The sequence below is a fragment of the Flagellimonas sp. genome (assembly GCF_965215805.1).
GTDB lineage: Bacteria > Bacteroidota > Bacteroidia > Flavobacteriales > Flavobacteriaceae > Flagellimonas.
In genome coordinates, this window is record NZ_OZ244124.1 from 1,819,097 (window position 1) to 1,839,907 (window position 20,811).

Genomic DNA, 20,811 nt, shown 5'->3' on the forward strand with positions numbered 1-20,811 from the left:
GATTAAAGTTTTTAGTTAAAAATGTAGAGTAGCTAAAATTACAACTTATTTTCTAACATTAAATAAGTAAATGTGATTTTTAATTGTCAAAATACCAAAAGTTCCCCATTTGCACCCTGTTTGAGCAGGTTTGGAGGGCTTTTGTTTTTTGGTCATTGATTGTTGATTTGGTTCAGTTTAATCTTTTAGGTGACTTATGTTCAGGAAAATACATTGTTTCTGGATGACGAAATAGGAAAGGCTCCTATGGGTAAAGGGTTATGGCCCTTATATAAATGCTGTGTGCAGTCGGGTTTCAAGGAGGGGTGGTATAATAGGAATGCCTTTTGGTTCTTGATGCTAATTCAACTTATTTCTTAAAAGTTAGAAACTAATTTAAATTATGTAAATTTGGACACTACAAAATAGACTATGCCTGATCAATATGTAATTGGAGTGGATTTTGGGACCGATTCAGTTCGTTCGCTCTTGGTGAACGCCAAAAATGGTCAAACATTGGGAACAGAAGTGCATTGGTATGCCAGATGGAAGGAAGGATACTATTGCGATTCTTCAAAGAACCAGTATCGACAACATACTTTGGATCATTTGGAAGGAATGGAACGGGTTATTCGTGAAGTGGTAAAGAATGCGGGAGTCGACCCACAGACGGTCCAAGGTATTTGTATAGATACCACGGGATCATCACCTCAAGCAATGGACAAACAAGGTACTCCCTTATGTCTGAAGGATGGATTTAAGGATAATCCCAATGCTATGATGATTTTATGGAAAGATCACACCGCCATCCATGAAGCCAAGGAAATAAATGCAGTTGCCAGCCGATGGGCTACGAACTATACGGAATTTGTTGGCGGTATCTATTCCTCTGAATGGTTTTGGGCAAAGATGCTGCACATTTGTCGTACAGATCATGCCGTGAAATCCGAAGCATATACCTGGATGGAGCATTGTGATTTGATGACTTACATACTAATTGGGAGTCCGCCGCTAGATTCCTTTAAGTATAGCCGATGTGCCGCAGGTCATAAAGCCATGTGGCATGCCAACTGGGATGGTCTACCTGATAGTTCTTTTCTGTCTACCTTGGACCCCTATCTGGGCCAAGTCAGAGATCGCCTGTATGCCCATACCTATACCTCCAATCAGAAAGCGGGTAACTTATGTGAAGAATGGGCCAATAAACTTGGGCTCGCCACATCTACCGTTGTATCCGTTGGTACTTTTGATGCCCATGCAGGAGCGGTAGGGGCGGAGGTAAGTGCGAATACCTTGGTCCGCGTTATGGGGACCTCTACTTGCGATATAACCGTGTGCGATGAGCATGTTATAGGTAGCAAGGCTGTCAAGGGCATTTGTGGCCAAGTCAACGGCTCTGTAATTCCTGGGATGATTGGTCTGGAAGCGGGACAATCTGCATTTGGCGATGTGCTGGCGTGGTTTAAGGATGTGTTGATGGAGCCGACTCGGGATATCATCCAGCAGAGCGAGGATATTGATGTGGCGCAAAAGGAAAAATTGATCAAAAAATTAGAAGATGATATGATCAAAAATCTGTCCGAACAAGCTGCAGCCCTGGCTCCTGAAGATACCGCACCTGTAGCCTTGGATTGGATCAATGGAAGACGTACGCCAGATGCCAACCAATTGTTGAAATCAGCCATTGTCAATTTAAGTCTGGGGACCAGTGCAGCCCATATTTTTAAATCCCTTGTGGAAGCTATATGTTTTGGATCCAAGAAAATCATCAACCGATTTGAAGAGGAAGGTATAGCTATAGACTCCGTTATTGGAATTGGCGGGGTGGCCCAGAAATCCAGTTTTGTCATGCAGACTTTGGCCAATGTATTGAATATGCCGATTAAGATTTCGGCTTCCCAACAAACCCCGGCCTTAGGTGCGGCTATGTATGCATCCGTGGCAGCTGGAATCCACAGTTCGGTTCCAGAAGCCATTCAAACCATGGGACAAGGTTTCAGAACAACCTATATGCCCAGGGAAAAAGAAGTAAACACCTATAAGAAAATGTTTGCCGAATATGAGATTCTGGCATCGTTTGTAGAATCACAGGAATAAGATGAAGAGTAAGTATCATCACTTGAAGGAACGTTGTTTTGAAGCCAATTTGCAATTGCCACAATTAGATTTGGTCATTCAAACCTTTGGCAATGTGAGCGTAGTGGATAGAGAAAATAGTTGCTTTGCGATCAAGCCAAGTGGAGTTCCTTATCCAGAGCTAAAAGTGGAGGATATTGTTATTGTAGATTTTAACAACCAGGTCATTGATGGCGATATGAACCCATCATCGGACACCAAAACCCATGCTTATTTATACACTAAATGGAATACCATCGGCTCCATTGTGCATACCCACTCTTCCCATGCCGTGGCTTGGGCGCAGGCCCAAATGTGCATTCCTATACTGGGAACCACCCATGCGGATCATTTGGTGCAGGATATACCCTGTGTACCTCCCATGAGGGATGAGTTAATCAAAGGCGATTATGAACACAATACCGGGATTCAGATTGTGGAATGGTTTTCGGAAAATGCACTTGATCCGTTGGAGGTAGAAATGGTATTGGTGGGTAGTCATGGACCATTTACCTGGGGGAAAAATGCCGATTCTGCCGTTTACAATGCCAATGTGTTGGAGGAGCTTGCCAAAATGGCCTATTTAACCCTGCAAATTAGTCCGCAAGCGGAAAGGCTCAAAGCGTCATTGATTGCCAAACACTTTCAAAGAAAGCATGGTTCCAATGCGTATTACGGCCAAAAATGATGGGCGGAAATTCCTTTTAATCTTGATTACAAACTTGCTCCCCCGTCAACGGGAATTGATGTTCCCGTAACAAAGCCGGAACTAGGCGAGGCCAGCCATAAAATAGCACTTACCACTTCCTGTACCTTACCAAACCTGCCAACAGGATGCATGGCGATGGCAGCTTTTCTTTTTTCGGGCTCATCAAATGCTCTTTGCGCCATAGGTGTTTCTATTACGGCAGGGCAAATTGCGTTTACTCGAATGTTATCTTCAGCATATTCCAAGGCAACGGCTTGCGTTATGCCTACCACACCAAATTTGCTGGCATGGTATGCTACCCCCGCTCCCCCACCTTTTAAGCCAGCCAAGGATGAAATGTTGATGATGTTTCCTCCTTCATTGGACAACATGGCCCTTAACTGATGTTTCATGCATAGCCAAACGCTTTTTAGATTGACATCCAGTACATGGTCCCATACCTCTTCTTCATAATCCATGGCCCTAACGCCTGGAGTTCCTTCCACTCCAGCGTTGTTGATGGCGATATCCAATCTCCCAAAGGCTTTCATTGTTTCGTTTACCAGGTCCTGGATATCCTTGGATTTGGACATATCGGTAGGTACAAAAATGGCTTCGGCGCCCAAGGATTCTATTTCTCGCAACAGTTCCAAATTCCGTTCCTTATTTCTGGAAGCCAGCACCACTTTAGCTCCTTTTTGGGCAAATTCCAAGGCGGCTCCTTTTCCAATTCCCGAACTTGTGCCGGTAATCAATACAACTTTGTTTTTAAAATCCATGTTCATTCTATATTCGCAATAAATTTATTGTTGGCTATAGCCCAACTTTTAGTTGGAACGGCTGAATAGAAATTCGAGCCTCAGTTCGCAGAAAAACTATTTATTATTTTATGTGGGTATGGGAATTGGTCCCCTGTTCAATTACTCCCGAATCTTTCCATCCCATCCCCTTAAATCCTCTGTAATGCCTACCATTCCATTATTTGTAATGCCCTCAAATACTAAAGGTACAAAGCGATTTGGATGTTGGTTTGCGACCCACGCCATAGCTCTGAAAAGAACAATTCGAAATTCAGGATCGTAATACGTAAATGTATGGTGACCTGTACTTGTCCCGAAAACTTTGCCATTCCCAATCCCATAGGTCCAAAAGAGAGGTGATGCCTTTTCAGAAAGTTGGCTCGGCGGTATGGGTCCGGAGCTATCTTCCTCTGGACCCGTTCTAACCGAACCTAGTATGTTTACATTGTCCTCTTGGTATAAATCCCAGTAGAATTCATCCGGAATGGTCATTTTATTTTGAAAACCCATAAATATTGGGTGTTTGTTATCAATGGATATAGAGTCAAAAATGGCACCCCATTTAGAGGTTCCCTCTTTCCAGGCAAACCCAAGACATTCTGCTAGTTTTTTTCCTTTAATTCTCGGCCTCATGATTACAGTTTCATGCAAAGAGACCAAGCCACCCCCTTTTTCAACAAATGCTTTGAGTGCCCTAAATTGCTTTTTTTTCAGCTGTGGCAAATGCAGATACATTACTACTAGATCAGCATTTTGAAGTTGTTGTTCGGTAGGAAATCCAAAGGATTCCTCAACTTTGGTCTTGGGGGACTTAGATAAAAGATCAACCATAAGATCCTTTACCTTAACATAGTCATGAGCACCGGCAATATGATGTTCGTCATAACCATATACCCAAACAACTTTTAATTCCTCTTTGGGTTCTTCTACCTGAAGTTCCCCGATAATCTTATCAAGATGGGATTTCTTCATTGGAGTCTTTGGTTGTTGATACAAGTGTTGCCCAAAAACTCCAGAGACGGCGCACAAAACCATAATCGTAAATGAAACAATACCCAACTTCAACTTTTTAGGTCGGGTTAAAAGGATGCCAACATCAATTACTGCTAACATTGAACAATGGAATACTGATTACTTTATTGATGAAATACTTTTATTTAAGTTCTCCCAATGCTCATCTTCCAAAAATGCGAAAGGAGTTGGGGTATACTCTCCAATAAGGTCCACATTAGCCTTTTCCGGTACCTCCAAATCCAAACACCAGTATGTGGCATTGATGAACATTCGTCTTGTTCCTTCGGCCACAAGATCTGTGGATGCCCCTATGGTAGTGGCAAAGGCTTTTCCTTGTTTTCCTCCAGGCAATTGGTAACTTTTTGTCCAAGCAATGGGCATTAAAGGGCTGTTTGGATTGTACTCTTCATCCTCCTCTTCCCAATCCTCTTCTTCTTCGTCCTCATCCTCATCCTCATCCTCTTCCATTTCTTCTTCCTCATCCATTTCTTCTTCCTCGTCCTCCTCCTCTTCAATTTCAATTAAATTGGTTGTAGCCAGTTTATTATCGGAAATACGCATTCCGTAAAGGTTGTCATTTTCGTCATAAGCTGCTTCGCGATCTATCACTTGCCCCAAAACAATGGGTTGGGCATCACCTGGCAGGGGCAATCTAACACCATAAACATCTGAGGGTCCCCAAATGTCACCGGCTTCAATGCCATTAAGCAAGGAGTGGTCTTCCATCCCCTGCGCGGGAATTCCCCTGGTGCTTTGATGACGGTGTACGCCATGGTGCGAAATCCATTTTTCGCCCAATACGAGTCGGCCAAAACCATCTTTCCAAGCATCGTCACCTTCATAAAAATTCCCGTAGTGCTTGTAACTCGACTCAATTCCCCCGTCTTCAAAATTAAAAGCGTGGGTGGCTGTGCGTATCCCAATTACAGGCTTCCCAGCTTTGAGGTAGTTGTCAATATGCTGCATCTGATCATCAGGTAAAGCTCTAAATCGGGTAAATAAAATCATCAAATCCGCAGACTCGAGCTGCTCTAGACCTGGGATGTTGTTCACATTGTTCGGATTCAAAATACCTGGTTTTTTGGGATCTTGGGCGAAGAGCACGGTACAGTTAAAACCATGTCTTTCCGTCAAAATCTTGGCCATTTGGGGAAGTGCCTCTTCAGAGCGGTATTCCTCATCTCCTGAAACCAAAACAATATGGGGTTGGTTTGCATCGCCCTTGTAACTGATCCATTGTTGCGCCTCTGGTTGTGCAGTTTCTCCTTCAGCTTTTTGGTCCGCGCTTTTCTCTTTGCAACTCCATATAAATACGCAGGCGAAGAAAAAATAATAAAGTGATTTCATTGTATTCGTCTTTAGTTATAGCTGCTTTAGAGCAGCGGCTGTATTTGTGTTTGCGTGTACTTACCATCCAAGAGGGTTACCCCATCTGGATCCGTGATGGCCCGATCACATTCATCCTCAAAAATGATCCAGCCTTTGTAGTCCGTATCCACCAAATATTGGGTGATGTTTTTGAAATCGATGATGCCTTCTCCAGTGGGTGCCCACCTGCCATCAGCGTACATGTCCTTGTAGTGGACCAAATTGACCAATTCCCTATACTCTTTAATGATTTTCAAAGGTTCCATGCCGCCCTTGGCAATATGACCCACATCTGGGCAATATCCAATGTGTTCAGCATTGAGGGCATTGATGATGATGTCGTAATCTTCCTCTACCCGACAAATGGATCCTTCTGGGGAATTGGGGTGATGGGAACAAACTATTCCTCTATCAAAGGCACGTTCAGCAATTGTATTTAAACAGGAGACCAAATTCCGTTGTCGATTGATCAAATCCCGGCGATCTGAACCTGGCATCTGGACCAGGAGATAGGTCGTATTTGGAAAATGGGATAGAAAATCCATCCATTGGTCAGCTCTTTGTCGTTCGGCCTCTGTTTCTTTGTTATACCGCCAATCTTCCACATGGCATAAAACGGCCAATTCAAGATCGAACTTGTCCAGGGCATCTTTCATTTTGATGGGGTCTTCCAAGGTCCCAAAAAAACTGGTTTCAGGTTCTATTCCTGAAAATCCGGCTTTGGAAGCAATTCCCATGATGTGATCTAATTTGCCCTTGTAGGACTCTCCGGTCATTTGCCAAGTATAGGTTTCGCAGCCAATCTTTATGCTGTCCATGGTTTTAGTCATTGATTAAAAATTGTGTTGTCAGTTGGTTAAACCGTTCCAGATCCTCCCAATGGTGCACATGTCCTCCGTCAGGAAAAGACTCATAACGGGAATCTTTGATTCCTTCATGAAGCACTTTGGAAAATTCTGGAGGAGTAAAAATGTCTTTTTCGCCAACGGTGATCAAGGTAGGCACCTTGATATTGGCAAGTCGAGCTACAGTATCGTGTTGTATGCATGCATCCAATTGACCTTCAAAACCAAATCTGGACTGGGGATTGGAATTGGACGCGGCGGAACGTTGTCCTTCTTTTAGACTTTGCAAACCTTCTTCATAGTAAGGTGGCGCAAATATCCAGAGTTGCAATAGCTCCATAAAATCTTCTGGATTGCTGGTAACCCGTATTTTCTTCAGATTTTCATAAACGGTTTTGGCGTAGGTATTGAATCTGGGCCAAGTACTGATCAAGGCCAGTTTCGTTACTCTTTGGGGAAAGTTCAGCGCCAGTTCTTGCGCAATGGCTCCCCCCATGGAGATACCGGCCACTTTTGCCGTGTCAATACCCGCATGGTCCATCACCGCTATGGTGTCTTCTGCCATCATTTTGGTGGAATATGGTCCTTTGGGCTGGTCAGAACCGCCAACACCTCTGTTGTCAATTAAATAGCATTTAAAATGATGCTGGTATTCGGCCACATGCTTTTCCCATGTATCTCCATCGGCCCCAAATCCCATGAGCAGTACCAGCGGCTCTCCTTCGCCCTTTATTTGATATCGAATTTTTATTCCATTGGAATCCGCGAAGTAACTCATCCTATTTTTTTGATTACATTTTCCACAAAGGGAATGGCCTTTTTTGCATCCACCTCCGTAGTGGGGCAAAAACAAAAATCGAAGCACCACCATTCCAAAGGTTCCACGTCCTTTCTTAAGGCCATTAGTGCCCGTTCAAAATCAATATTTCCGTTCCCAAAAGGAGTATGGGTGCTGGTTTCATTATCATGTAAGGTGCCATCACTGTCAATTAAATGAAAATGACCAATGTGTCTTTTCAAGTGCTCAGCAAGCTCCACAATCCCATTGGCAAGTATCTCTTTGGACCCGTTATGTCTGGCGCCAATGACCGAACACATATGGGCATGACTGGTGTCAAACAGCAGCTTAAAATTTGGATGGTCAACAGCTTCCACTATGGATTTTATCTCGCTGGGCTTGTTCAGCCAAAATCCGGGTTCAAACTCCCAAACCATGGTCACACCATACTTTTTGCATAATTCAGCAGCGCTATGCCAAGCCTTGGCCAGGTTATCAAACCTTTGCAAATAGGTCTCCAACTCCAAATAATTGGGAGGACTAACGGTGTCTACGCGTAGGGTTTTAATTCCCATGGCATTGCAAAAGCTCAGGGATTTTTCAATTTCCAAGAGATATTCCTTTGGGTGCACTTCTGCAGGGGGCACAGCGGTAAAATCAGGAGCGTAACCTGAAATGCCCAATCCATAACCGTCAATTTGTTTGCGAAGTTCGCTGCACTTTTCCTCTGTATTGTATACATCAGGGTGGGGGTGTGGACGGAAACCATTGATCTCCACTCCATCGTACCCAGCTTCGGCCGCATAGGACAAGAAATCTGGAAAGGACCAGGGGTTCTTTTCAAAAGGGCCAAAGGAAAACGCCCAGCTGCCTAGAGAAAATTTAGGTCTTTTCATACGTTTACTCTGTTTAATCGAACCATTTAGAACGAATTAATTGAATCCCTTCCTTGTAAATTTCTTCCGTAGGCGAAAAGTCCCTCCACACGTTGATGGAATTTGCAAATCGTGGAATGGCGGCACTAAATGCCTCAATGGTTAACCAGCCTTGGTAATCGATAGCTTTTAAAGCTTCGAAGACTTCATCCCAATTTATTTGACCTTTTCCTGGGGTGCCACGATCACTACCACTGATATGGACATGTTGTAGATCGCTGCCCAAATGGGCTATGGCTTCTTGATGGCTTTTTTCCTCAATATTGGCGTGATGTGTGTCGTAAATGGCCTTAACGTTTGAATGGTTTACCGCTTTCAGCAATTGTTTTAAATCTGCCGCCGTGTTCACCAAATAGCATTCAAAACGGTTTAAGGCTTCGGGAGCCAAGATAAGTTCGGCTTGCTTGGCATAGTCCCCGGCTTCACGCAAAAGTTCGGCACTCCATTTTTTTTCTTCCAGTTCTGGTGGCCTTCCTTCAAAATGGGCAAAAGCGGAATGTATGGGGCCACACAGCACATCGGCTTTGAGGGCATGGGCCCGATCTATGGCCCACTTTAATCTATCTATTCCTTTTTGCCTGATATAGGGATTGATACTTGCGATGTTTGCCTCTTTGGTTAAGGATGTCACACAGGTGGTTCCCATTCCCATGTTCGCAAGCTGTTCCCCTAGTGCAGTATAATGTGCAACACTTCCCTCGCCCAATGGGATTTCTACCCCGTCATAGCCTGTTTCCTTAAGCTCTTCAAAGATGGGTTGAAGTTCTAAGGTGACATAATCCGTCCACAGTAGCATGTTCATGCCGATTTTCATATCTGGCTATTCTTTTTTAGTATTTGTGTTTTCAATGATTTTGCTTAACCCTATCTTCCGAAGCTACGCTTCTTGCGTTTCTGATTTTATCTTCTTTACCCAAAAAAACAAGACAATGAACAAGACGATCAATATACCTGGAAAAGAAATCATTTTCTGCAATGTTGCCTGACCTGCGGCCAATTCCATGGCATCACCTGTTAATCCCATGGATGCTGCTTTTTCGCCAGCTTTATCAATCCAATTCCCAATAACTGGTTGGAAAATGGAAGTGGAGAACATTCCAAAAGCACCAACAATTGACATTCCAAAGGCTCCGCTCAGAGGTACTTTTTCCGCTACAAGTCCAATCATATTTGGCCAAAAATAGCAGACGCCAAGGGCAAAGCATATAGCTGCTACATAGGCCATTGGCCCAGCAGAAATGCTGAACAGGAATATTCCAATAGTTGTTAGGATCGATGAACCTAAAAGTACCCCGGTTTGGTCAAACTTATGTACAAAATCGCCTCCAAAATATCTTCCAATGGCCATTACGCCGGTTATTAAAGCCAAGATGAACATGGGTTCAGCACCGCTTTTGGATAAAATGAGCTGCGCCCATTGCGTGGGCCCGAACTCTGATATTGCGGTCAAGGTCATGCAAAGACAGATAAAGAGAAATAGAGGAGAGCGTATTGCGGATAAATTGGTTTTTAGGGACTTGGTTTCCAGATTCTTCGGTGCCGGAAATTTTTGCCCATAGAATAAATAGGCATAAATGACTGTCGGCAATAATATGATCCAAATTTGGGCCTCCCAACCCAAGTTTAATTTGGTCATTAGCAATGAGATCAAACTTCCTAAAACAATACCCCCTGGAAACCACATATGGAATCGATTCAACAGCGTATTCATGGTCTTGCCCGAGTAACTGTCGGCAATCATGGGATTACAAGCGGCCTCTGTACAACCGTTTCCGATTCCAATGAGCAAGGTGGAAATAAGAAGTCCCACATATCCTCCTGAATATATGGTAAGTAAAATACCCAATGTATGGGTTAAAAATGCGAACTGCATTATTTTCTTAGGCCCAATGGCGTTATAAAAGATACCTCCCAGAACCATGGATATTGGAAATCCCAAGAACCACATTTGGTTGATGAAGCCCAATTGTTTGGCGGACAGCTCAAAGGTTTCACCCAATTGCGGGAGCACCCCGGCCCTAATACTAAAGGAAAAGGCGGTTGTGATCAAGGCAAAGCAACTGCCGTAAAAAAGTCTATTTTGGTTTTGCTGATTCATCTTTGGTTAAATATGGTTTGTATTTAGGTTTGGCTGCGATATTATTTTAAGCACACAATATACTAATTAAAGTTAAGAAAGAAACTAAAGTAACAAAATTCTCTATGGGTTAATTCCATTAATTTGAATTGGCCAAGGTGTGCAATGTACTTTGAACAGTACCTTGTAGAGCTACCCCAGCTGTCGAATTCAAACTGTATGCAATGGTCATGGCATCTACGGGTTGGATACCTTCAATAACCAAATCCACCGTCATACCATCGGCTTGTAATGATGCTTTTGATACCTCGCGCTTGGTAACGTCATAGCGCTCAGATCCATAGTCGCTGCTTCGGATAAAGTTCCAGGTGTTGACCTCATAGTTGGTAATTTCCGCAGCAGATTTTGGATCAAGTTTCTCAGCAAACTTTAAGGTCATTCCCTTGTCCGTCGCATGCATCTCAATAGGCATTGGTATGGGATTCCCAGTATATCGAACTCGATACAGGTCTCCAGGTCTTACATTGCTGGAAGTGCTCCATGCAGCCATGCCACATAAGTACAAATGTTCATCCGCAGGATGGAATCTTCCGCGCATTACCCCGGTATAAAATTTGGTGCCGGGAATATCTATCACACCACCTTGCGCTTGACCATTGAGCTGTTCATGCAGTACCAATTGAATTTTGCCATATCCATAGGAAAAGCTCAATAGGCTGCCATTCATAGCTCCCCATTTTTCACTGTCCACCCATAACAACTCCGAGGGGGAACGGTCAAATTCCATATCTACCCATACCATGGGTTTTTCCATAGCCAATCGGGTGGTATCCTTGGGAGGGTTGTAGCTCCACATATTGCCATAAAATTTGTCCTCAGCATCAGCCTGCACCCAATTGATACGGTTGGCGGGATTCCAATATCCTTCTTGATCGGTGACCAAAAAGCTACCGTCAGGATTAATGCATACTCCATTGGCAGCGCGAAATCCTGAAGCGATAACCTTGGATTCCTGACCGTCTTTGCTGACTTTGATTAATGTGCCATGTTGCGGAATAAGTGCTTCCCTGGCGTGTCTTCCGCTTTTGGCATAGTAGAGATTGCCTTGGGAATCGGTTTGCAGTCCCATGGCAAATTCATGGAAGTGGTCCGTAACTTGGTGATCATGATTGAAACTTTCATAGAAGTCGGTTTCCCCATCACCATTTAAATCTTGTAGGCGGACAATCTGGTCCCGGCAACTGACATAGATTAACCCATCAATAACCTTGATTCCAAGTGGCTGAAATAATCCAGCTCCAATGCGCCTCCATTTCAAGGACATATTGCCTTCGGCAAGACCCTTGACTGACCAAATATCGCCATCTGTTGTGCAGAGTACGGCTTCATCGCCCCCTGGCATGAAATCTATGCCGCTAAATTTCATCTGGCAGTTCCATGGATTGTCAAAAGGAGGAGTAAGTTGATCTATGGCCAATAGTTTATCTTCCGCCCCCTTGATAATGGAGGTGGTCAATGTTTGCGGATAATGGGCCTTACCACCACTAGTGTATTTGCGTAGCGATTCAGGTTCCTTATCTGCCTTGACCACATCGTCTATGACCGAATTGTCCGCATCGGCAATGAACAATTTTATATTGGCTTTTTGCGACTTGGCAACGGTCATGATTACAAAGCCATTTTCGGTGGAGAGGGAGGCCCCTTTTCCCTTAATTCGAACCTGGTTTTGGGCTGGAGCCACTCTCATTTTTAAGATTCCTGAAGTGGGACTAATATTCAGGGTTCGGGTAAAAATAGTTTGCCCATTTTTGTGTTCCCTGCCCAACTCTTCCAAAATGTTGGCTTTGCCAACGGAATAAGAAAAAACAATGTGTTCTTCATGGTGGTACAGCCCTTTGTAATCTGCCCATTCCCTGGGCAACGGCCCAAATTTACGTCCATCCCTGGCGGTAAACCGCGGATCATCAAAAGAACCGTTTATGGGATTGGCCCATCCCGGACCCACAGGGGTCTCAAAATGAAGTTTGCCTACGGTTCGTGGATAGGTTTCGTGCTGCTCATTCAGCAGAATGGCATTCCAATCTATAAAACCTTCCCCTGTCCAACCCCCGGCCACGCGAAGCACATCATGATCAAAAATCATCCATGAATTGCCCTTGGCAACACCTCCTTCACCTTCATCCAATCGCACAGCTATTCCCTTGTAGGCAAAATTGTTTTTTGAATAGTCTTCGTCAGCATAGGGTACTGGTCCTGGGGAATGATATCGTTCAGGTCCAGTTTCCGAGTCTACAAGTTCTATAGTGTTGGAAAAGAAGTTGCCATAATCCTGTTCTGACCAGGGCTGGTTCTGCTCCGAGTCGGGGCCTTTTAAACTCCCTTCGGGCAGCGTGCTTAAATACCCCGGGGTTATGGTAAAATAATCTTCCGGATTTCCTTTTCGGATATACTGCTCCCTGATGTAGGTGAGTACGTTGTATTTCTGTTTTGGCGTCAAGCTCAATTGAGGTGGCATAGCCCCAAATCCTTTGGAGATGGTTTGGTACATGGAATAGGGGTCGTTCCCTGCTTTTAAGGACTGTTGCCAGAATTTGGATGCTGTGGGCAATGAGCCTTCCAAATCAGGTGTGCCGTGACAGTTAATGCAATTGGAATTGTAAATTTTGGCACCTTCGGAATAACCCTCACCATCCATTTGTTCGATAATACCACGATGGTCTAAATCAAATTCGGTTTCGCTTAGATCATTATCCGTTAATATGTAGGTGACATCGGACCTGTCAATTGAGACGGGTTCATCAGAAAGGCGTGTGGCGGTGAAAGGAATCTTTTCACCTTCATATCGGAAATAACCCGTAAAAGTGGAACCATTGAATTTTCCAGAAAGTACAATACCATTTTCTTCATCAATATCATCGTCCTCGTCTGCTTCGTTTTCATTTTCTTCCTCCTCTTCTTCTTCCTCCTCATCATCATCTTCGTCTTCCTCTTCCTCTTCTTCGAATTCGTCCTCGGCCATCCAAAAACCGGTTAAGGTTTCATTATTGGAAAGGCTTATGCTGTCCAAATCAATGCGTTCCATTTGATATGAAATCAGCGATACCTGATATTGGGAATCCTTCAGTTCAATTTTCATGACCCCATCAATCAACTGGTATTCCGGTTCTTCGGGTATCGAAGCTTGATAGGCCCAAGAACCCTCGATACTTTGGTTGGAGCAGCTACTGAACAGAAGAAGGCAGAGTGCCATAATGGCCAAGCATTGGATGGCTGATTTCGATATATGGACAGAAGATTTATTTGTCCATGAAAGGAATTGGAAGGTAGGGCGGGAATACATATAAATTATTAAGATGGTTGGGTGTAATCCAAAATTGGGTTCAAATTACAATTTAATTTACTTTCTTACATTATAAAAGTATGTTTGATTTGCATTACCCACAAGCTTTTAACAAATATTTAGAATATGCCATAAAGCCATATCGTGCTTGTACAACTGAAAATGATTGGAGAATGTGTACTTGAAAAGGAATGAGCAGGGAACTGGACATTTCTGCCAACTGTTTTATTCTAGTCAATATTCAGGCATTTTAGATATGGGTTGTCGTATATCACAGGCGGAAGGAGCAAAACAAAAAAAGCTCCACATATGTGGAGCTTTTTTTTGAGGTCTGGACGGAACTCGATTGATCAATTCAGTTCACCTCAAACCAGAATACATCAGATACTGACATATTATTGGCTGAGTCGGTGGTGTTAATAATCCAGTAGTAAGTATTACCGGAACCCACACTTACTTCAATGTTGGAATCTGCCGTTTGACCCATACTGTTTATAGGGGGATTTTGTGTTCCAAAAAAAACTTCGTAACCAGTAATATCATTATCAATATCACTAGCGGACCATTCCAATATGACATTAGCGGTGCTGGAATCTAAATTGCCTCCCACCGAAGGTGTGATTACATCAGCTGGAAAGGGAACATGGTTCACTATACCATCGCCCGCATTATAAAACTTCCAAACTTCGCTCGTGGCAGTTTCGGAGCTTATATTGGATTTTGATACTACTTGCCATTGAAAAGCGGCACCCTTTTTTATTGTTACCTCTAGCTCAGTGGTGTTGGAATTTTCTTTAATTTCAACGTTGGTGCCCAATTCCTTGATGATTATTTCATAATAGTCGGTATTGGCAGAAGAATTCCATTGAAAGTTCACGGTACTTCTTTCAACATCGACTTCAATACCAGTTGTACACTCTTTATTGTTTTCTGGATAAACCAAGTCCGAAGCATCTGGCGCTAGAGATTGGTCTACAGGTTCGATTGAACTACTACAGGATATGATTATATATGCAAAAGCACTTAGCAAAAGGGTTGATTTGGTATGCATGACTTTTATCTTAATATTATTTTATGGTAGTATACTTCTGGGCCTCGGTTAACTCTTAAAACGTACATTCCAGATGGTAGACTACCAACATTAAGAGCGAGATTCAACTTTTGGTTGCCGTAGGTTTTGCTTAGCAGGTGCCTGCCGTCACTTCCAAACAAAGACAGCAATGTTTCCTCCTCTGAATTACTACTTAAGGATATTGTTATTTCACCATTTGAGACAGGATTGGGATAAACGGTGGAATTAAGTCCCAAAAGGAAAGATTCTTCATAGACTCCTTGGCATTCCTTATTGGTTTTAACAGATAAGGTGTTGGAATGGTTGGTGACCGCAATTGTGATTTCACTTTCAGTTGTGGTTTGAACCTCCCCATTAAGGTTAATGATATAATTAGTCCCACCGTTCAATTTTAATGTTACTGTTTTACCAAATGGATCAACAATGGAATTGACAAGCAAAGGTTCAGGTTCTAATATTTGCAACGTAAAACACTTTTCATAGCCAGGTTCGCTGGGAATTGTGATGCAGACCATATAATCACCGGCCTGTAAATCTGAAAACTCGGTATTTTCTGTAAAGTTTTGAGATGTTATGGTGTTGCCTTTTGATGAAAGTGTTGCCGTATAATCTCTATTTTCGATTACTGATATATTTATTCTCCCATTATTGCTCGAGATGCAGGACTCTGCAATGGTCTGTATTGTATAGTTGTTGGTTGGTAGGGTAAATATTTTGCAGCCAGTAATATCCACTGTACTTCCCAAAAGAGTTGAGGGGCATTGATCGTCCTCATTTAATACACCATCCCCATCTATATCTTCATCGCACACATCCGCAACACCATCTTGGTCAAAATCTGGTCCGGATGCAAGGTCAACCAAAAATTGATCCATTATTTCGCATCCGTTGGTATCGAGTGCGTAAATGGTGTATAGGCCTGATTCTACATTTGCAAAATCATTATCGGAGACATAGCTTACCCCGTCCAAGCTGTATTCATATGGTGGGGTGCCACCTGCTACATTGATTGAAACATTTGCTGTATTCAGGTTGTCGCAGGAAGTTGGTTCTACAATAACTGATGTAAAGGTCAATAACTCTGGTCCAGTGACATCAACTATAGCCGAAAGCTCACAGCCTAGACTATCCCGGGCCTTGATTTCATATTGCCCCGCATTTAAATTGCTAAATACGTTAGAATCGACAAGAGTACTGTTGTTGATTTGGTATTGATAAGGTGCGACACCTCCTGTTACAATTATTTCTATGGCTCCTTCCTGTTGACTATTGCAAAGTACATCCGTTACCATAATATTGGACACTGTAAATTCCATTGCGGGCTCGATAATAGATTCATTTATGGATATTGTGCAGCCGTTGGAGTCAACTATGTCAATGGTGTAATTGTTTGGTGCCAGGTTTCCAAATAGATTTGAATTTCCAAATCCATTCCCATTTAATTGATACTGATAAGGAGGTGTTCCTCCCATTGCGACAACTTCAATACTTCCATTATTGGCTCCTTTACAGTCGATATTTATGATGTTGTTTTGTATTGATAAGGCAAGTGGGTCTTCTACCGTGGTAATATTGCTAAGGGCTTCACGATTTCCAGCGTCTACCACTTTGATGATATAGTTTCCACCGGGCAGGTCAGAAAAAGTGTTATCTGATTGCAAAGCAACCAATACGGATGAATTTTCATCAAGTAGTTCATACATGTAAGGTTCTTCCCCACCACCAGCATTTACCTGAATAGCAGCATCACTTGCACCATTACACGAGATTTGTTCAATTTGGACATCTATTTCTATTCCTTGTAAACTAACTGTACCTAAGTTTTTGTACCATCCTAGCTCAGAAGAAAGCAAGTCCATGTTACCATCATTGTCGAGATCTGTAATTTCGTATATCAGGAACAAATCAGCAATTTCTATTAGCCGTTCTTCGCTAAAGTTGCCTACTCCATCCAAATTTTCCAACCAGGCCACTTTATTCACATAGCCGTCATTGCTGTCCCTTAAAGAATATACAATGTCGATATCCCCGTCGTTGTCCAGATCAGATGAAAGTGCCGAGGTGAAACTACTGCCAGAACTGGAAGCAACTACTTTTTCCGTTCCAAAACTCCCTGCACCATCCAAGTTCTCGTACCAAGCAATTTTGGTATTGTCTATTGATGCCGACAGTACATCTAAATCCCCATCACCATCAAAATCATCTGCGAAGGCTGTAAGTACTCTTTCTGAAATATCTGTAATTATTGCTTCCGTACCATAAGTACCATTGCCATCCAAGTTTTCATACCACACAATTTTGTCTTCGTTCTCTGAAGCACATATCACATCAGGCTCTCCGTCACCATTCAAATCTGCAACATAAACAAAAGAAGCTTGTAAGTCACTGCCAATGACATTTTCAGTACTGAAACTGCCAGCACCATCTGTATTTTCAAACCAGACCACCTTAGCTTCACCTTGATCGGCAATGAGGATATCTATGTCCAAATCACCATCCATATCTGCGGCGTGCATTGACCGTGGTGCAGTCATTAGATTGGATATCAGCTGCTCGGTTCCAAAACTGCCTAAACCATCCAAATTTTCATACCAAACCACTTTATCCAATCCCTCAAAGGATGCCACGATGTCTATATCTCCATCCTGGTCAATATCATTTAAGCTGAAGGTGGTACTATAGTAATCCGTATTTGTGGCAATCGTTTGTTTTGGTCCAAAATCTCCTAGTCCATCTTTGTTTTCGAACCAAAGTATACTGCTGCTTTCGGAATTCGTACCGCAAAATGTTGATACAATGTCATTATCCCCATCTCCATCAATATCTGCTGTGGCGGCTCCTTTTTTTGATAAGCATAAGTTCCATTGGTTTTCGATAGTATGTTCGGTGTCAAAAAGCCCATCCCCGTTTGTGTTCTCAAACCAATGTAAGTTCGCTCCTGCACCCTTGCCGGTATGAACAAGATCTACATCTCCATCGTTATCAAGGTCGGTTGGATAAATGTCATCTGCTTTTGGTCTACTAGTGCTTATTGGAATGGGACTTGAGAAATTTCCGTTTCCATCAAGATTTTCATACCATACAATACGGTACTGGTTAAATACATCAAACCTATTTGAGTCATCATAGGAACAGGAAAAAATATCCATGTCTCCATCACCGTCTATGTCCGCAGCCCTAACAGTCCTTGGGTCTTTAAACTCTGTGGTAATTACCTGTTCAGGCCCAAAATTTCCCAATCCGTCGATTCCTTCGTGCCACGCCACTTTATCACCATATGGAGAGGCAAAAATTAGATCGGAATTACCATCGTTATTGAGGTCGGCAATATCCAGCGAAATGATATCATTGGCATTGGAAATAGCATGTTCAACATCAAATGCTCCTTTGCCATCTGTGTTTTCCAACCAAGCGATTTTGTCGGATAGAAAAATGGCCGCGGTTCCAAATAAGATGTCAAGATCAGAATCATTATCCATGTCATGGAGAATTACTGTATCGGTTTCCTGATAATCTCTCGATTGTTTAAGAATAAAGTCTCCTTGACTATCTGTGTTTTCATACCAAGTTATCTTGCCATAGGAGCCTGCCACAACATCCATGTCTCCATCCCCATCTATATCGCCGGCATGTACGGAATGACCGCCACCTGGAGTACCAATAGTTTGTTGTTGGCCAAACGCACCTAGACCGTCCAGATTTTCATACCAGGCTATTTTAGAATCTCTCGTAGAAGCAGATAGCACATCCATATCGCCGTCGCCATCCAAGTCTGCGGCAAATATGGAATTGAAACTCCCGGCATTTGTAACAATGCTTTGTTGAGGTTCAAAGTTGCCCTGGCCATCAATATTTTTAAACCAGAAAATTTCATCATCGGAAGAATTGGTCGCGTAGATCAGGTCCATATCTCCGTCTCCATCTAAATCAGCTGGAAAAACAACATAAGGATTGTCCAGTTTAGTAGCAACCAAGTAATCTTGGAAATAAATCTGGGAGTAAGAAGATGCGACTGTAATCGAGCAAATTAAGGAAAGAAGTAGTTTTTTAAACATAAAAGCACGTTGGGTTTCGAATATATGTCCAACGGAAATTTAGAAATTTTAGTTTCATTTCAATAACAAAACCTCCTAAATCTCATAGTTCTCGATGAAATGAGAAAATTAGGCAACGTCTGGAAAGTAAGTAAAGGAGGGAAATTAAAAAAGCTCCACATATGTGAAGCTTTTCTTTGCGGTCTGGACGGGACTCGAACCCGCGACCCCCTGCGTGACAGGCAGGTATTCTAACCAACTGAACTACCAGACCAATGATTTTATCTTTTCAGACCCTAACAACAGCCAGGTTCAAATCTTGTTCATGCTTTTTGCAAAGCGAGTGCAAATATACATTCTCAAATTTGATTCAACAAAACATTTTTTTGAAAAAAGAAACTAAACAAATTTTTGTCGCTCGATCATAAAAGTATTAAGTACTTGTGCAAAGCTGGAACCCACATCAACCGCTACATATTTAATTTGATATTGGGCACATTTCAGCTTTAACTCTTGCTGGTAATCCTTCACTTTTTGCTGATAGGCATCTTTGATGTTGTCCGCATACAAATCAATATGTGAACCCGTTTCAACATCTACAAAGCGCTTGGGAGTATTGTCAAAATCAAAATTCAATTCATGTTTGTAATCCATAAGATGAAACAAGACTACGGCGTGCTTGTTATATTTTAAATGACGCAAGGCTTCAAACAGTTGGGCCTCTTCCGTTTCGGTCTGGAACATGTCCGAAAACAAGAATATTAGACTACGTCTATGGATTTTTTCCGCAATCTGGTGTAAATAAGTGTATGTTCTGGTACTGTCCGAAGTCTCTTTGGTTCCAACAACCTCGTTCAATTTGGAGTACAACATCTGAAAATGTCGTTCGCTACTTTTTTCCGAAGTATAAAAATTATAACTGTTGGAATAGATGCTCAGACCAACTGCATCCCGCTGTCTTTTGAGCATCTGCATCAAAGCGGCAATGGCCAAGACTCCAAATCCAACCTTGTTCAGATTTTCCAAGCTCAAATTGCCAATTTCCGGATAGTACATAGAGCCCGAATTGTCCAAGATCATATGACATCTTAAATTGGTCTCGTCCTCATACCGTTTGGTGTAGAGTCTGTCCGTCTTGGCAAAAAGCTTCCAATCAATGTGTTTGGTACTTTCCCCTGGATTGTAGATTTTGTGTTCTGCAAACTCCGCGGAAAACCCGTGAAAAGGACTTTTGTGGATACCGCTGATAAATCCTTCCACAATCTGATTGGCCAAAAGCTCCAAGTTTTGGAAAAGTTGGGCCTTATGTAGTTCTGATCGTATATCCATTTCCAGATTATGGGATCAATATAAAACAAAAAAGGTTTGGCATTTGCCAAACCTTTTTTAAAATCCAGTTTCGGATTATCTTATAATACAGCCTCAATAGCGTCGGTGTAAACCTTCTTTGGGGAAACCCCAACTTGGCGATTTACAATTTCACCATTTTTGAAGACCAATACCGTTGGAATATTTCGAACACCGTATTTAGCGGCAAATTGCTGATTGGCATCAACATCTACCTTTCCAACAACGGCCTTGCCTTCGTATTCCTGACTTACTTCCTCGATGATAGGTCCAACCATTCTACAAGGTCCGCACCAAGCCGCCCAAAAATCCACAACAACGGGCTTGTCACTTTTTAGTACTACTTCATCAAAGGTTGCATCTGTTATTTCTAGTGCCATTTTATTTATTTTAATATTCGCAAATTTAGTCAAATATTG

General features: G+C 42.5%; 15 protein-coding genes and 1 tRNA gene. 2 read left to right on the forward strand and 14 right to left on the reverse strand.

The annotated features are described in order from the left end of the window. Positions 1–411: 411 nt before the first annotated feature. On the forward strand, positions 412–2,076 hold the full coding sequence (locus ACOOE0_RS08005) for a ribulokinase (protein WP_420401948.1): 1,665 nt from the start codon (positions 412–414) through the stop codon (positions 2,074–2,076). Between the two features lies 1 nt (position 2,077). Then, positions 2,078–2,782, forward strand: coding sequence for an L-ribulose-5-phosphate 4-epimerase (locus ACOOE0_RS08010; RefSeq protein ID WP_420401949.1), 705 nt, complete (start codon positions 2,078–2,080; stop codon positions 2,780–2,782). Between the two features lie 26 nt (positions 2,783–2,808). Here ACOOE0_RS08010 and ACOOE0_RS08015 read toward each other — a convergent pair whose 3' ends face one another. From ACOOE0_RS08015 to trxA, 14 genes are all read right to left on the reverse strand, one after another. After that, positions 2,809–3,561 (reverse strand): SDR family NAD(P)-dependent oxidoreductase, encoded by a 753-nt coding sequence (locus ACOOE0_RS08015; RefSeq protein ID WP_420401950.1) that lies wholly within the window; start codon positions 3,559–3,561, stop codon positions 2,809–2,811. Positions 3,562–3,702: 141 nt separating this feature from the next. Then, a complete protein-coding gene (locus ACOOE0_RS08020) occupies positions 3,703–4,554 on the reverse strand; it encodes a ThuA domain-containing protein (protein WP_420401951.1) in 852 nt (283 codons plus the stop codon). A 159-nt stretch (positions 4,555–4,713) separates the two neighbouring features. Continuing rightward, positions 4,714–5,943: a hypothetical protein gene (locus tag ACOOE0_RS08025; protein ID WP_420401952.1), complete on the reverse strand. Its 1,230-nt coding sequence runs from the start codon at positions 5,941–5,943 to the stop codon at positions 4,714–4,716. A 26-nt stretch (positions 5,944–5,969) separates the two neighbouring features. After that, a complete protein-coding gene (locus ACOOE0_RS08030) occupies positions 5,970–6,782 on the reverse strand; it encodes a sugar phosphate isomerase/epimerase family protein (protein WP_420401953.1) in 813 nt (270 codons plus the stop codon). 4 nt (positions 6,783–6,786) lie between these two features. Next, positions 6,787–7,587 carry an alpha/beta fold hydrolase gene (locus ACOOE0_RS08035; RefSeq protein ID WP_420401954.1) on the reverse strand — a complete coding sequence of 267 codons (801 nt, stop codon included), beginning with the start codon at positions 7,585–7,587 and terminating at the stop codon, positions 6,787–6,789. Continuing rightward, positions 7,584–8,483 (reverse strand): sugar phosphate isomerase/epimerase family protein, encoded by a 900-nt coding sequence (locus ACOOE0_RS08040; protein WP_420401955.1) that lies wholly within the window; start codon positions 8,481–8,483, stop codon positions 7,584–7,586. Before ACOOE0_RS08040 ends, ACOOE0_RS08035 begins: the two co-directional genes overlap by 4 nt. Before the next feature lie 13 nt (positions 8,484–8,496). Further along, a complete protein-coding gene (locus ACOOE0_RS08045) occupies positions 8,497–9,336 on the reverse strand; it encodes a sugar phosphate isomerase/epimerase family protein (RefSeq protein ID WP_420401956.1) in 840 nt (279 codons plus the stop codon). A gap of 63 nt (positions 9,337–9,399) precedes the next feature. After that, positions 9,400–10,620: an MFS transporter gene (locus ACOOE0_RS08050; RefSeq protein WP_420401957.1), complete on the reverse strand. Its 1,221-nt coding sequence runs from the start codon at positions 10,618–10,620 to the stop codon at positions 9,400–9,402. A 118-nt stretch (positions 10,621–10,738) separates the two neighbouring features. Continuing rightward, positions 10,739–13,849 carry a DUF6797 domain-containing protein gene (locus ACOOE0_RS08055; RefSeq protein ID WP_420401958.1) on the reverse strand — a complete coding sequence of 1,037 codons (3,111 nt, stop codon included), beginning with the start codon at positions 13,847–13,849 and terminating at the stop codon, positions 10,739–10,741. 445 nt (positions 13,850–14,294) lie between these two features. Next, positions 14,295–14,990, reverse strand: a complete 696-nt coding sequence (locus ACOOE0_RS08060) for a hypothetical protein (RefSeq protein WP_420401959.1) — start codon at positions 14,988–14,990, stop codon at positions 14,295–14,297. Between the two features lie 5 nt (positions 14,991–14,995). Further along, positions 14,996–19,066: an FG-GAP-like repeat-containing protein gene (locus tag ACOOE0_RS08065; RefSeq protein WP_420401960.1), complete on the reverse strand. Its 4,071-nt coding sequence runs from the start codon at positions 19,064–19,066 to the stop codon at positions 14,996–14,998. Between the two features lie 179 nt (positions 19,067–19,245). Then, a tRNA-Asp gene (locus ACOOE0_RS08070) sits at positions 19,246–19,319 on the reverse strand. A 125-nt stretch (positions 19,320–19,444) separates the two neighbouring features. Then, positions 19,445–20,374 (reverse strand): DUF58 domain-containing protein, encoded by a 930-nt coding sequence (locus ACOOE0_RS08075; protein WP_420401961.1) that lies wholly within the window; start codon positions 20,372–20,374, stop codon positions 19,445–19,447. 80 nt (positions 20,375–20,454) lie between these two features. Next, entirely contained in the window at positions 20,455–20,772 is a 318-nt protein-coding gene (gene trxA, locus ACOOE0_RS08080; protein WP_138835863.1) for a thioredoxin, read from the reverse strand. Positions 20,773–20,811: the final 39 nt, after the last annotated feature.